The 12,859-nt window shown below is 66.3% G+C and carries 14 protein-coding genes; 3 read left to right on the forward strand and 11 right to left on the reverse strand.

The annotated features are described in order from the left end of the window. Positions 1-64: 64 nt before the first annotated feature. Positions 65-961: a lysophospholipid acyltransferase family protein gene (locus tag F466_RS0102035; protein ID WP_018139727.1), complete on the reverse strand. Its 897-nt coding sequence runs from the start codon at positions 959-961 to the stop codon at positions 65-67. Next, complete coding sequence (locus F466_RS0102040; RefSeq protein WP_020146083.1) at positions 936-1,730, reverse strand: tRNA 2-thiocytidine(32) synthetase TtcA; 795 nt, start codon at positions 1,728-1,730, stop codon at positions 936-938. The genes F466_RS0102035 and F466_RS0102040 overlap by 26 nt, the downstream gene beginning before the upstream one ends. A 210-nt stretch (positions 1,731-1,940) precedes the next feature. Here F466_RS0102040 and F466_RS0102045 point away from each other — a divergent pair, with 210 nt between their 5' ends. From F466_RS0102045 to dtd, 3 genes are all read left to right on the forward strand, one after another. Next, complete coding sequence (locus F466_RS0102045; protein WP_018139729.1) at positions 1,941-2,231, forward strand: hypothetical protein; 291 nt, start codon at positions 1,941-1,943, stop codon at positions 2,229-2,231. Positions 2,232-2,303: 72 nt separating this feature from the next. After that, on the forward strand, positions 2,304-3,290 hold the full coding sequence (gene pip, locus F466_RS0102050) for a prolyl aminopeptidase (protein ID WP_018139730.1): 987 nt from the start codon (positions 2,304-2,306) through the stop codon (positions 3,288-3,290). Then, positions 3,287-3,730: a D-aminoacyl-tRNA deacylase gene (gene dtd / locus F466_RS0102055; protein WP_018993354.1), complete on the forward strand. Its 444-nt coding sequence runs from the start codon at positions 3,287-3,289 to the stop codon at positions 3,728-3,730. The genes pip and dtd overlap by 4 nt, the downstream gene beginning before the upstream one ends. Before the next feature lie 77 nt (positions 3,731-3,807). Here dtd and F466_RS0102060 read toward each other — a convergent pair whose 3' ends face one another. The 9 genes from F466_RS0102060 to F466_RS0102100 all read right to left on the reverse strand — a co-directional run bounded on the left by F466_RS0102060 (position 3,808) and on the right by F466_RS0102100 (position 12,859). Beyond that, the gene (locus F466_RS0102060; RefSeq protein ID WP_018139732.1) at positions 3,808-4,104 is read right to left on the reverse strand and encodes a hypothetical protein; all 297 of its coding nucleotides are present in this window, start codon (positions 4,102-4,104) and stop codon (positions 3,808-3,810) included. Positions 4,105-4,213: 109 nt separating this feature from the next. Further along, entirely contained in the window at positions 4,214-6,064 is a 1,851-nt protein-coding gene (glmS, locus tag F466_RS0102065) for a glutamine--fructose-6-phosphate transaminase (isomerizing) (RefSeq protein ID WP_018993355.1), read from the reverse strand. Between the two features lie 33 nt (positions 6,065-6,097). Then, entirely contained in the window at positions 6,098-7,477 is a 1,380-nt protein-coding gene (glmU, locus tag F466_RS0102070; RefSeq protein WP_083918076.1) for a bifunctional UDP-N-acetylglucosamine diphosphorylase/glucosamine-1-phosphate N-acetyltransferase GlmU, read from the reverse strand. 70 nt (positions 7,478-7,547) lie between these two features. Further along, positions 7,548-7,967 carry a F0F1 ATP synthase subunit epsilon gene (locus tag F466_RS0102075; RefSeq protein WP_018139735.1) on the reverse strand — a complete coding sequence of 140 codons (420 nt, stop codon included), beginning with the start codon at positions 7,965-7,967 and terminating at the stop codon, positions 7,548-7,550. A gap of 12 nt (positions 7,968-7,979) precedes the next feature. Further along, positions 7,980-9,356, reverse strand: a complete 1,377-nt coding sequence (atpD, locus tag F466_RS0102080) for a F0F1 ATP synthase subunit beta (RefSeq protein WP_012983948.1) — start codon at positions 9,354-9,356, stop codon at positions 7,980-7,982. A gap of 58 nt (positions 9,357-9,414) precedes the next feature. Further along, a complete protein-coding gene (gene atpG / locus F466_RS0102085; protein ID WP_018139736.1) occupies positions 9,415-10,275 on the reverse strand; it encodes a F0F1 ATP synthase subunit gamma in 861 nt (286 codons plus the stop codon). Between the two features lie 12 nt (positions 10,276-10,287). Further along, entirely contained in the window at positions 10,288-11,829 is a 1,542-nt protein-coding gene (gene atpA / locus F466_RS0102090) for a F0F1 ATP synthase subunit alpha (protein WP_018139737.1), read from the reverse strand. 13 nt (positions 11,830-11,842) lie between these two features. Next, positions 11,843-12,379: a F0F1 ATP synthase subunit delta gene (locus F466_RS0102095; RefSeq protein WP_012983951.1), complete on the reverse strand. Its 537-nt coding sequence runs from the start codon at positions 12,377-12,379 to the stop codon at positions 11,843-11,845. Between the two features lie 9 nt (positions 12,380-12,388). Then, positions 12,389-12,859 (reverse strand): F0F1 ATP synthase subunit B, encoded by a 471-nt coding sequence (locus F466_RS0102100; RefSeq protein WP_012983952.1) that lies wholly within the window; start codon positions 12,857-12,859, stop codon positions 12,389-12,391.

Below are 12,859 nucleotides of genomic sequence, written 5' to 3' on the forward strand. Positions count from 1 at the left end.
CCGGCCGCCGCGACCTTCGGGTCCGGCGGCTTTTTTTGTGCTCGGAACCTGGCTCGACCGGGTGTCAGCGATAGGGGTTGGGCTGGCCCTCGGGGGCCGGGTGGAAACGCTTGTAGGCCCAGTTGTACTGCTCGGGGCAGCGCCGGACCAGGGCCTCCACATGGGCGTTGATCGCGGCAGCGGCGCGGGCGAAGTCGCGGTCGGCAACCTCCGGCCCGGCCTCGATCTCGTGATAGCGAAACCCGCGCCCCTTCGGCAGGCGCTCGGCGAACAAGAACACGACATGGTCCTCGCGCCCACGCAGCAGGCGCGGCAGCAGGGTCATGGTCAGCGCCGGGTGGCCGAAGAACGGCGCATGCGTACCCGAGGCGCCCTTCGGGCTCTGATCCGGCAGGATGCCGATGATCTCGCCGCGATCACGTGACTGCTGCAGCACGCGCAGCCCGGAGCGGTCGGCCGGGGCCAGGGTCGCGCCGGTGGAGGCGCGGGCGTCGCGCACCCAGCGGTCGATCTCGGGGGTCTTGAACGGGCTGTACAGGGTGGCCATCGGCCCGTGGCAGGCGGCCTGCAGCCCGGCGAACTCCCAGGAACCCAGATGCGGGGCACACAGGAACAGCGCCCGCCCGCCCTCGCGTTCGCGCAGGCGGGCGTAGCGGGGCGGCTCGACCGCCAGTCGCTCGAGGGTTTGCGGCGTAGCCTGCCAGAGCCAGGGGGACTCGGTCAGTGCCCGGCCCATCGCCATCAGCGATCCACGCCCGACCCGGCGGCGCCAGGCGGTGTCCTTGTCCGGGAAACAGAGTTCGAGGTTGCGGCGGGTGATGCGGGCGGAGCGCGTCGGCCAGTACCAGGCCAGCGCGCCGAGCAACCCGCCCAGCGCATGATTTACGCGCAGAGGGAGGCGGGCGAGCAGGCGCAGACCGCCGGCGATCAACCGGTCACGCAGATGCCGGCGTTCGGCCATGATCGCGGGATTCGGGTGGATCGGCCGGGGTCCGAGGCGGGATGCCGCCCTCGGTCATCAGCGGCTTCAGGGTTGTGCGCAGGTTGCGGAACAACCGCGGGTGCTGGGCCTCCTCCTGCGCGAGCAGCTGCTTCATGTGTTCGCGCTGGGTGGGCATCGCGAAGCAGGCCGGGCAGTTGTCCAGGATCACCGGCAGCCCGGCGGCCTCGGCGAAATCGCGGGTCTGGCGTTCGCGCACATAGACCAGCGGGCGGATCACCCGCAGGTCGCCTGCGTCGATCGCGTAGTGGGCCTTCATCGTACGCAGCTGGCCACCGTGGAAGGCACTCATCATGAAGCTCTCGGCCAGGTCATCCAGGTGCTGGCCCAGCGCCAGCACGTTGTAGCCGTGTTCGCGCGCGGTGCGATACATCAGGCCGCGTTTCATTCGCGAGCAGAAGGAGCAGAACGAGTCGTTGTCCATGTGCTCGCCGGCCAGCTCCGCGATTGGCTCGGAGACGAAGTGATACGGGATGCCGTAACCACCGAGATAGTCCATCAGCCGCTGTGGCTCGAAGCCCTCGATCTCCGGATTGATCGTGACCGCGCCGACCTCGAAGCGCACGGGCGCCCGCCGCGCCAGGCCATGCAGCAGCCACAGCAACGTCAGCGAATCCTTGCCACCGGACAGCCCGACCAGGATCCGGTCGCCCTCGCGGATCATGTCGAAGTCCGCGATGGCGCGGCCGGCCAGGCGGCGGATGGAGGTGGGGACGGCGGGCGTTTCCATGGCCCGCAACATAGGGCGGCGAGGCCCGCTTCGCAAGCGCCGCCATACCCGCAGCGGTTGCCGGATGGCGCCCATTGTCGGTGCAGCCATGCGCCGTTATGCACCCGGTGGAGGCAAGAAGCCCCGGCGCCCAGCGCCGGACGCGGGCCACACGCATGGCACCGCGCTTGCATACGGGTTGGACAGGCGCTTCAACGGTGGGGGACCGGTATGCACGATCGCAAGAGCTTGAGCCTGGCCGCCGAGCTGCGCCGGAACCTGCGCGCAGAGTTCCCGGCGGTGGCGCGGCTGTCGGTCACCAACCCCGACTTCATGGAGGCCATCCTGGACTACGCCTCACGCTCGCAGTCGAGCGCCGCCCAGGCCGCCGCGCTCTCGCTGCGCAGCGAATTGCAGCGTTCGGGGCACCTGGCACCGCCGGAAGCTGGGCCGGACTCGTCGGAACGCCACGTGGAGCCGCAACGGCGCCGGGTCTATCGGGGGCAGATCATCGACGAATAGACGGACTGCGGACTTTCCCTGCGCGAACGTTTTGGCGACACTCGGGGCCCGCAATCTAGGAAACACTGATCAATGGACACCCTTTACCCGGAGATCGAACCGCACAGCACAGGAAGGCTCGCGGTCGGTGACGGCCACGAGCTCTACTTTGAAGAATGCGGCACACCCGACGGGATTCCGGTCGTGTTTCTGCATGGCGGGCCGGGCTCGGGCTGCGAGCCGTGGCATCGGCGCTTCTACGACCCGCAGCGCTACCGCATCGTGCTGTTCGACCAGCGCGGCTGCGGGCGCTCGACGCCTCACGCGAGTCTGGAGGCCAACACCACCTGGCATGCAGTGGCCGATATCGAGCGCCTGCGCGAGCACCTGGGCATCGAGCGCTGGGCGGTGTTCGGTGGTTCCTGGGGCTCGACGCTGGGGCTGGCCTACGCACAGACCCATCCCGATCGCGTGCTGGGACTGATCCTGCGCGGGGTATTCCTGTGCCGGCCGCGGGACATCCAGTGGTTCTACCAGTCGGGGGCCGACCGCCTGTTTCCCGAGGCCTGGGCGCACTACCTACGGCCGATTCCAGCGGAGGAGCGCGACGACCTGGTCGGGGCCTACTACCGTCGGCTGACCGACCCGGATCCGGAGATCCGGCACACCGCGGCTCGCGCCTGGTCAGGCTGGGAAGGACACACCTCCTGCCTGATCCCGAACGATGACGTGATCGCGCATTTCGACGATCCGGAGGTGGCCGTAAGCCTGGCGCGGCTGGAGTGCCACTACTTCATGCACGACACCTTCCTGGAACCGGACCAGCTGCTGCGGGACGCACCACGCCTGCGCGACATACCGGGCTGGATCGTGCACGGACGCTACGACGTGGTGTGTCCGGTGGAGCAAGCGGTGGAACTGCATCGGGTCTGGCCGCAGGCGCGCATGGCGATCATCGCGGACGCCGGGCACTCGGCGGCCGAGCCAGGCATCGTGCGCAAGCTGATCGCGGCGACCGACACCCTGGCCGATGATCTCGAGGGGCAGGTCTCGGGCGGGACCGGGGCTGCCTCGACGTGATCGCGCTGATCCAGCGGGTGACCGAGGCCGCGGTGAACATCGGCGGCGAGCGCGCCGGTACGATCGGGCCAGGGCTGCTGGCGCTGGTCGCGGTGCAGCCCGATGACAGCGAAGCGGCGGCCAGGCGGCTGCTGGAGCGGCTGCTCGGCTACCGCGTATTCGCGGATGCCGAAGGCCGCATGAACTTGAGCCTTCAGGATACCGGCGGGGGGCTCTTGCTAGTGCCGCAGTTCACGCTGGCCGCGGATACGCGCAAGGGGATGCGCCCAAGCTTTACCAGCGCCGCGAGCCCGGAGCACGGCCAGGCGCTGTTCGACTATCTGGCGAAGCAGGCGCAGGCATCGCATCCGCAAGTCGCTAGCGGGTGCTTTGGCGCAGACATGCAGGTCAGCCTGGTGAACGACGGCCCAGTGACCTTCTGGCTGGAGACGCGCGGCTGAGGAGGCCTGACCGAGGGCCCAAACAAAAGACCCGGCGCAAAGGCCGGGTCCTCGACATCACCAGTCTGGAGACCGGATCAGGCGGCGCGACGCAGGAACGGACGCTGGCCGGACTGCACGGCACGACGGATGAAGTCGGCGCGGCCGGCATCGCGACCATTCAGGTTGTCGGCGCACTGGGACGGCTCGTAGGCAGCCGCGGACAGCATCACCTCGAGCTCGCAGAGGTCGACCTTGGGCTCGGTCAGCTCTTCGGGGGTCACGTTCAGCTTGCGGCCGACGTTCCAGAACATGCGCGGGTTCCAGAGCTTGGTCTGGATACGCGGGGACTGAAACAGGGTGACGCAGCGGTTGTTGAGCTCTTGCTGATCCATGGGATACTCCTGATCGTACGGTTATTCGAGCGCGGCCGAATCTAGCCGACCCGCCCGGCGAATACAAGCGTTTCCTGATAGAAACTCCGGGAGTACCGCGTGCAAGGGGCTATTCCACGGTCACCGATTTCGCCAGATTGCGCGGCTGATCAACGTCCGTGCCCTTGAGCACCGCCGTATGGTAGGCCAGCAACTGCAACGGCACGGTCAGCAGGATCGGCGCCAGCCAGGGGCTCAGCGGCTCGCTCTGCGGCAGGCCGATCCAGATGTCCTCCGGGGCCAGGGTACGCGCCGCACTGGACTCGCCAATCACGATCAGCTGCCCGCCCCGGGCGCGCACCTCCTGGAGGTTGCTGGAGAGTTTTTCCAGCTGCGCGTCGTCGGGGGCCACGGCGACTACCGGCATCTCGGTGTCCACGAGCGCGAGCGGTCCGTGCTTCAGCTCGCCCGAGGGATACGCCTCGGCATGGATGTAGGAGATCTCCTTCAGCTTGAGCGCGCCCTCCAGGGCGATCGGGAAGTGCGCCCCGCGCCCGAGGAACAGGGCGTGGTGCCGCTCCATCAGATCCTCGGCGACGCGCGCAATCGGGTTGTCCAGGGCCAGGATGCGCGCCACCTGATCGGGGAGGCTGCGCAGGGCCGTCACCGCAGCGACGCGTTCCTCGGCGGTCATACGGGCGGCCGTAGCGGTCTGGCCCAGCAGGAGTACGAGGGTGGCGAGGGCGGCCAGCTGGGTCGTGAACGCCTTGGTCGAGGCGACGCCGATCTCGGGTCCGGCATGGGTCATCAGGACCAGATCGGCAGCCCGCGCCATGGTGCTCTCGGGGACATTGCAAATGGCCAGACGGGCCAGGAACGGCTCGTCCTGGGACTGGCGCAGCACCGCGAGGGTATCGGCGGTCTCCCCCGACTGGGAGATCACCACCAGCAGCGTGGCCGGGGCCAGCACGTGACGGCGATACCGGTATTCGCTTGCCACATCGACGCGGGCGGGCAGGCCCAGGTGCTCCTCGATCCAGTGGGCGGCCACCATTCCGGCGTGATAGCTGGTGCCGCAGGCCACGATTTGCACGGCGCTGACCTCGGCCAGGCGCTCGCTGGTACCGGGCCCGAGGATGTTTTCCAGGACGGCGTCCTCGCCCAGACGGCCGGACAGGGTCTCCGCCAGTGCGTGCGGTTGCTCGTAGATCTCCTTCAGCATGAAGTGGCGATACTCGCCACGATCGGCAACGCTTGCCTGGCAGCGGGTCTCGCGGACACTGCGCTCGACCGCCTGGCCGTGCAGGTCCTGGACCTCCACGCCCTTGCGCGTCAGGCGGGCGATATCCCCGTCCTCGAGGTCGACGAATCGCTGGGTCACCGGCAGCAGGGCCTGGACGTCCGAGGCGGCAAAGAACTCGCCGATTCCGAGCCCGAGGATCAGGGGGCTTCCGAAACGCGCGACGATCAGCTCGTCGGGATAGTCGGCAAAGACCGCCGCGATGGCATAGGCCCCTTCAAGGTCGGCACAGGCGCGGCGCATGGACTCGAGGGGCGAGGCCCCGTCGACCAGGGCCTGCTCGATCCGGTGGGCAATGACCTCGCTGTCGGTTGCCGACACGCAGTGCCAGCCGGCAGCGGCCAGCTCGTCTCGCAGCCGGGCATGGTTTTCGATAATGCCGTTATGGACAATCGCGACCCGGCCGTCACGGGAACGGTGGGGGTGGGCATTCACCTCGGTGGGCGGCCCGTGGGTCGCCCAGCGCGTATGGGCAATCCCCACCGGCCCTTGCAGGCCGATCGTGTCGATCTGTTCCTCCAGGGTGGCGACCTTGCCGACCGCACGGACGTCGCGTAACGCGCGGTTCTCGATGACCGCTACACCGGCGGAGTCGTACCCGCGGTATTCCAGTCGATGCAGACCCTCGACGAAGATCGGGACCAGGTTGCGCTCACCAATACCTGCCAGCAGACCGCACATGCAAACTCCTTATGTCGAGTCGGACTTTTGTGTCTAGTCGGACTTCTTCTTGGGGCGCGGCCAGTCCTGGATAACGCGCGGGCGTGCACGGGTCAGCGCCAGCGCACGCGGGTCGACATCGTCGGACAAGGTCGAGCCCGCCCCCACCGTCGCGTCATCGCCGATGCGGATGGGCGCCACCAGGGCCGTGTTGGAGCCGATGAACGCTCGCTCGCCGATCTCGGTGCGATGCTTGTTGGCACCATCATAGTTGCAGGTAATCGTCCCTGCGCCCAGATTGGCGCCGGCCCCGACGCTGGCATCCCCGACGTAGGTCAGGTGGTTCGCCTTCGCGCCCGGACCCAGCGTGGCGTTCTTGATCTCGACAAAGTTGCCGACGCGGGCACCGGGGCCGAGCTCGGTCCCCGGGCGCAGACGGGCGAACGGCCCAACATTGGCCCCCTCGCCGATCCTTACACCTTCCAGGACACTGTGTGCCGCGACCTGCGTGCCGGATCCAATCTCGCAATCGCGCAACACGCAGCCGGGGCCAATATAGACATCGTCCGCCAGCGTCACCGTGCCCTCGATCACGACGTTCACGTCGATCGAACAGTCGTGTCCGAATTTCAGGACGCCGCGCACATCCAGGCGCGCGGGGTCCGCCACTGCGAGACCATCCCGCATCATCCGGGAGCACTGCTCCGCCTGGTGCAGGCGCTCCTGGACGGCCAGCTGCTCGCGGTCGTTCACACCGAGCACGGCGACGGGATCGGAACTGCGCACGACATCGATCACCCGTCCTTGACCTCGTGCCACGGCCACAATGTCGGTCAGATACCACTCGCGCGGCCCTGCCGGATCGGGCTCGCAGGAAGCTAGCCAACCACGCAAGTCCCCGGCCGGTGCGGCGAGCACGCCGGTATTGATCAGGTCGACCGCACGTTCCCCGCTGGTGGCCTCCTTGTGCTCGACGATCCGCTCCAGCTGGCCCGCGGGATCGAGGATCAGGCGACCGTATCCGGTGGGGTCGGGAACCTGAGCGGCCAGGACGGTTACGCCAGTGCCGCGAGCACAGGCCTCCAGGTCCGCGACCGGGATCCGCGGGACGTCCCCATAGGTCACCAGGACACGCGCATGGTCTGGGATGTGCTGCAGGGCCTGATAAACCGCATGCCCGGTCCCCCGCGGCTCGCCCTGGTCGATCCAGTCAAGTGCGGGGACATGCTCGGCAAATGCGGCTCGCACACGTTCCTGTTCGTGGCTCACCACGACGTGGAGCGCGTCGGCTTCCAGCGGCGCCACGCGTTGGAGGACATGGTCCAGCAGGGGGCGTCCGGCTAGAGATTGCAGGACCTTGGGGAGGCGCGACCGCATGCGCGTCCCCTTGCCGGCCGCGAGGACCGCGATATGAAGGGGTGTCGTCTCAGGCATGGGTGCAATCATAAAGGGCCAACCGAATCGGTTGGCCCTTGGGGTCGGTCATTCGTCGCAGTTTGCCGGATTATTTCCGGCGCAACTTCTGGATCATCTGCAGGCGGGCGGCGGCCTCCACGAGTTCCGCCTGCGCCTTGGCGTAGTCGAAATCGGCCTTGGAGTTCTCCAGGGCCTCCTCCGCACGTTTCTTCGCCTCCAGCGCCTCGGCCTCGTCGAGATCCTTGGCCCGCACCGCCGTATCCGCCAGGACCGTCACATGATACGGCTGGACCTCGAGGATACCGCCCGAGACGAACACCGGCTGCGGATCGGCGCCTTCCTTTTCCAGGATGCGCAGCTCGCCCGGGTTCAGGCGCGCCAGCATCTGGGTGTGGCCCGCATAGACACCGACCTCGCCACCCTCGGCCGGGGCCGCGATCATCAGCGCGGTCCCGGAGTAGATGGACTCCTCGGCACTGACCACATCCACGTGCATCGTCATGGGCATGTTGCTCACTCCTTAGCCGAGCTTCTCGGCCTTCTCGACGGCTTCCTCGATGGTGCCGACCATGTAGAAGGCCTGTTCGGGCAGATGGTCATACTCGCCAGCCACGATGGCCTTGAACGCGCGGATGGTGTCCTTCAGGGACACGTACTTGCCCGGCGCCCCGGTGAACACCTCGGCCACGAAGAACGGCTGCGACAGGTAGCGCTGGATCTTTCGCGCACGGGCCACGACCAGCTTGTCGTCTTCCGACAGCTCGTCCATGCCGAGGATCGCGATGATGTCCTTCAGCTCCTTGTAACGCTGCAGAGTGTTCTGCACCGCACGGGCGGTGTCGTAGTGTTCCTGCCCGATGATCTGCGGGTCCAGCTGGCGCGAGGTCGAGTCCAGCGGATCCACGGCCGGGTAGATGCCCAGCTCGGCGATCTGGCGCGAGAGCACGACGGTCGCATCCAGGTGCGCAAAGGTCGTGGCCGGCGACGGGTCGGTCAAGTCATCCGCCGGCACGTAGACCGCCTGGATGGAGGTGATCGAGCCCTTCTTGGTCGAGGTGATGCGCTCCTGCAGCACACCCATCTCTTCCGCCAGGGTCGGCTGGTAGCCCACCGCGGACGGCATACGCCCCAGCAGCGCGGAGACCTCGGTCCCGGCCAGGGTGTAACGGTAGATGTTGTCGATGAACATCAGCACATCGCGGCCTTCGTCACGGAAGAACTCGGCCATCGTCAGGCCGGTCAGCGCGACACGCAGGCGGTTACCCGGCGGCTCGTTCATCTGGCCGTAGACCAGGGCCACCTTGTCGAGGACGTTGGAGTCCTTCATCTCGTGGTAGAAGTCGTTCCCTTCACGGGTACGCTCGCCCACACCGGCGAACACGGAGTAACCGGAATGCTCGATCGCGATGTTGCGGATCAGCTCCATCATGTTCACGGTCTTGCCAACGCCGGCACCGCCGAACAGGCCGACCTTGCCACCCTTCGCGAACGGGCACAGGAGATCGATCACCTTGATTCCGGTTTCCAGCAGCTCGGTGGAGCCCGCCTGCTCGTCGAAGGTCGGGGCGGCACGGTGGATCGACCAGGTTTCCTGGGCCTCCACGTCGCCGGCGTTGTCCACCGGGCGGCCGAGCACGTCCATCACGCGGCCCAGGGTCCCCTTGCCGACCGGCACGGAGATCGGCTTGCCGGTCGCGGTGACCGGGGTCTGACGCTTCACACCCTCTGTGGTCCCCATGGCGATCGTGCGCACGACGCCGTCACCCAGCTGCTGCTGGACTTCCAGGGTCAGGCCGTTTTCCAGGGTCAGGGCGTCGTAGACCTTGGGCACTTCGCCGTGGGGGAACTCCACGTCCACGACGGCGCCGATGATTTCGACAATTTTTCCGGAACTCATTTGTTCATCCTCGTAAGTCGTAATTCGTGCCGAGCCGATCGATTCGTGCCGGCGGGCGCTAGACCGCAGCCGCGCCGCTGACGATCTCGGAGATCTCCTGGGTGATCGCGGCCTGGCGCGCCTTGTTGTAGACGAGCTGCAGGTCCTTGATCATCGTGCCGGCGTTGTCGGAGGCCGACTTCATCGCGACCATGCGCGCGGCCATTTCGCAGGCCACGTTCTCGACCACCGCCTGGTAGATCAGCGACTCGACATAGCGCTCGAGCAGGGTATCCATCACCGGAACCGTATCGGGCTCGTAGATGTAGTCCCAGTGATGCTTCAGAGACTCGTCCTTGCTCGGCGCGGTCGGCAGAAGCTGGGTCGCCTCCGGCTGCTGGGTCATCGTGTTGACGAACTTGTTCTCCAGCAGCACGACGCGGTCGACCTTGCCATCGCGGAAGTTGTCCAGCACCACCTTGATGGAGCCAATCAGGTCCGTGATGTGCGGGCGATCACCCAGATCGCGCGCCTCGGCCACGATGTTGCCACCCAGGCGCTTGAAGAACTGCAGCGCCTTGTTGCCGACGACGCACAGGTCCACCTCAACGCCCTCTTCGCGGTAACGCCGCATCTCGCCGACGGCCTTCTTGAACAGGTTGGTGTTCAACCCGCCGCATAGGCCACGATCGGTCGAGACGATGATCAGCGCCACACGCTTCACTTCGCGCTCGACCATGAACGGATGCTTGTACTCCGCGTTGGCCATCGCGACGTGACCGATCACGTCGTGGATCTTCTGGGCGTAAGGCCGGGACTCTTCCATGCGGTCCTGGGCCTTGCGCATCTTGGACGCTGCGACCATCTCCATGGCCTTGGTGATCTTCTGAGTATTCTGGATACTCTTGATCTGCGTCCGGATCTCCTTAGTGCCCGCCATTGCGTGCTCCCGTTACCAGCTGTGCTTGGCCTTGAACTCTTCCAGGGCCTTCTTCAGCTTTTCCTGGATGGAGTCGTTGTAGTCGCCAGAGCTGTTGATTTCGTCCAGGAGCTCCTTCTGCGAGGAACGCGCGTAGGCCATCAGTTCCTTTTCGAAGCTCACGACCTTGTCCGCCTCGACGTCATCGAGGTAGCCCTCGTTGGCGGCGTACAGCGAGAACGCCATCTCGCCGATGGACATCGGCTGGTACTGGCCTTGCTTCATCAGTTCGGTGACGCGCTTGCCGCGGTCAAGCTGCTTGCGGGTCAGCTCGTCGAGATCGGAGGCGAACTGCGAGAACGCCGCCAGTTCACGGTACTGCGCCAGCGCCAGACGCACACCACCACCAAGCTTCTTGATGATCTTGGTCTGCGCGGCCCCACCGACTCGGGAGACCGACAGACCAGCGTTGATCGCCGGGCGGATGCCCGAGTTGAACAGGTCGGTCTCGAGGAAGATCTGGCCGTCGGTGATCGAGATCACGTTGGTCGGCACGAACGCGGACACGTCGCCCGCCTGGGTCTCGATGATCGGCAGCGCGGTCAGCGAGCCGGTCTGGCCCTTCACTTCGCCGTTGGTCATCTGCTCGACGTAGTCGGCGTTCACGCGGGAGGCGCGCTCCAGCAGGCGCGAGTGCAGATAGAAGACGTCACCCGGATAGGCTTCGCGGCCCGGCGGACGACGCAGTAGCAGCGACACCTGACGGTAGGCCCAGGCCTGCTTGGTCAGATCGTCGTAGACGATCAGGGCGTCTTCACCACGATCGCGGAAGTACTCGCCCATCGCGCAGCCGGCGTACGGGGCGATGAACTGCATCGCGGCCGACTCGGAGGCGTTGGCGGCCACAATGATGGTGTTATCCATCGCACCGGCCTCTTCCAGCTTGGCCACCACAGAGGCAACCGACGAGGCCTTCTGACCCACGGCGACGTAGATACACTTAACGCCGGAGTCCTTCTGGTTGATGATCGCGTCGATCGCCACCGCGGTCTTACCGGTCTGGCGGTCACCGATGATCAGCTCGCGCTGGCCACGGCCCACGGGGACCATCGCGTCGATCGCCTTGATGCCGGACTGCAGCGGCTGGTCAACCGACTGCCGGTCGATAACACCGGGGGCAATCTTCTCGATCGGGCTGGAGACTCCGGTTTCCACCGGACCCTTGCCGTCGATCGGGCGGCCGAGGGAGTCGACCACGCGGCCCAGCAGGCCCTCGCCCACCGGCACCTCAAGGATGCGACCGGTGCACTTGGCGGTATCGCCTTCTTTAATGTGCTTGTAGTCACCCAGGATCACGACGCCGACAGAGTCACGCTCGAGGTTGAGCGCCATGCCGAAGGTGTCGCCGGGGAACTCGATCATTTCGCCCTGCATGACATCGCCAAGGCCGTGCACGCGAGCGATACCGTCGGTCAGGCTGACCACGGAGCCCTCGTTGGCGGCCTCGGAGGAGGCATCGAATTTCTCGATGCGCTGTTTGATCAGATCACTGATCTCGGAGGGATTCAGTTGCATGTTAAATATCCTCTTAGCGACTCAAATTGGCAGCCAGGCGGTTCAGCTGGCCTCGCACGGAGCCGTCGATTACCAGGTCGCCGGCGCGGATGATGGCCCCGCCGAGCAGGGAGCTGTCGACTGAACACTCGAGATCGACTTCGCAGCCCAGGCCTTTGGCCAGGGCATCGTGGATCTCTTTCTCCTGCGCCTGCGTGAGCTTGCGGAAGGCGATTACGTCGGCGTGGACGCGCTTTTCGGCCTCGGCCTTCATCGCGGAGAACGCGTCGTAGACGGCGGGCAGCGCGGGCAGGCGACCATTTTCGGCCAGCAGCCGAACCAGGTTGCCGGCCTCGGGGCCGACCTTGTCGCCGGCCACGTCCAGCACGAGCTGCGCGCGATCGGCACGCGGGAGCCGCGGGTTGGAGAGGAGACTGTGCATCTGCGAGTCGGCGGCGATGGCCGCCAGCAACTCGAGCTGCTCGGCCCAGCCAGCGAGATCGTTTTTCTCCTGGGCCCGCTCGAAAGCGGCGCGGGCGTAGGGTCGGGCGACCGAAATCAGGTCTGACATAACGTCTCCTTAGAGCTTGGCCGCGAGCTTCTTCAGCAGATCGCCGTGGGCCTTGGCATCGATCTCCTTGGCCAGGATCTGCTCGGCACCGGCAACCGCCAGCTGGGAGACCTGCTTGCGCAGTTCTTCCTTCGCACGGTTGATCTCCTGCTCAATCTCGGAGTGCGCCTGTTCCTTGATACGCTCGCCTTCCTCGCGCGCGGTGGTCTTGCTTTCCTCGACCAGCTCTGTCGCACGCTTCTGCGCAGAGGCCATGATCTCGTTGGCCTGCTGCTTGGCCTCCTTGATCACCGCGGTCGCGCGCTCCTGGGCGAGCTCCTGTTCCTTTTCGCCACGCTCGGCGGCGGCCAGGCCGTCCGCAATCTTCTTGCGGCGCTCTTCCAGGGCGGCGGACATGGGCGGCCAAACGTAGCGCATCGTGAACCACACGAATACGGCAAACGCCAGGAGCTGGCCGATGATGGTCAGATTGATATTCAT

Source organism: Thioalkalivibrio sp. ALgr1 (assembly GCF_000378285.1).
In the GTDB taxonomy this organism is placed as follows: domain Bacteria; phylum Pseudomonadota; class Gammaproteobacteria; order Ectothiorhodospirales; family Ectothiorhodospiraceae; genus Thioalkalivibrio.

Bases quoted from the DNA above. Each gene is read 5' to 3' on its own strand.
- F466_RS0102060 (WP_018139732.1), bottom strand. From the start codon at position 4,104: ATGGATCAGCAAGAGCTCAACAACCGCTGCGTCACCCTGTTTCAGTCC.
- atpA (WP_018139737.1), bottom strand. From the start codon at position 11,829: ATGCAACTGAATCCCTCCGAGATCAGTGATCTGATCAAACAGCGCATC.
- glmS (WP_018993355.1), bottom strand. From the start codon at position 6,064: ATGTGCGGTCTGCTGGCAGGTATTGGTGAGCGCAACCTGGTCCCGATC.
- F466_RS0102045 (WP_018139729.1), top strand. From the start codon at position 1,941: ATGCACGATCGCAAGAGCTTGAGCCTGGCCGCCGAGCTGCGCCGGAAC.
- glmU (WP_083918076.1), bottom strand. From the start codon at position 7,477: ATGCCTGAGACGACACCCCTTCATATCGCGGTCCTCGCGGCCGGCAAG.
- pip (WP_018139730.1), top strand. From the start codon at position 2,304: ATGGACACCCTTTACCCGGAGATCGAACCGCACAGCACAGGAAGGCTC.
- F466_RS0102075 (WP_018139735.1), bottom strand. From the start codon at position 7,967: ATGCCCATGACGATGCACGTGGATGTGGTCAGTGCCGAGGAGTCCATC.
- F466_RS0102100 (WP_012983952.1), bottom strand. From the start codon at position 12,859: ATGAATATCAATCTGACCATCATCGGCCAGCTCCTGGCGTTTGCCGTA.
- F466_RS0102035 (WP_018139727.1), bottom strand. From the start codon at position 961: ATGGCCGAACGCCGGCATCTGCGTGACCGGTTGATCGCCGGCGGTCTG.
- F466_RS0102095 (WP_012983951.1), bottom strand. From the start codon at position 12,379: ATGTCAGACCTGATTTCGGTCGCCCGACCCTACGCCCGCGCCGCTTTC.
- F466_RS0102040 (WP_020146083.1), bottom strand. From the start codon at position 1,730: ATGGAAACGCCCGCCGTCCCCACCTCCATCCGCCGCCTGGCCGGCCGC.
- atpG (WP_018139736.1), bottom strand. From the start codon at position 10,275: ATGGCGGGCACTAAGGAGATCCGGACGCAGATCAAGAGTATCCAGAAT.
- atpD (WP_012983948.1), bottom strand. From the start codon at position 9,356: ATGAGTTCCGGAAAAATTGTCGAAATCATCGGCGCCGTCGTGGACGTG.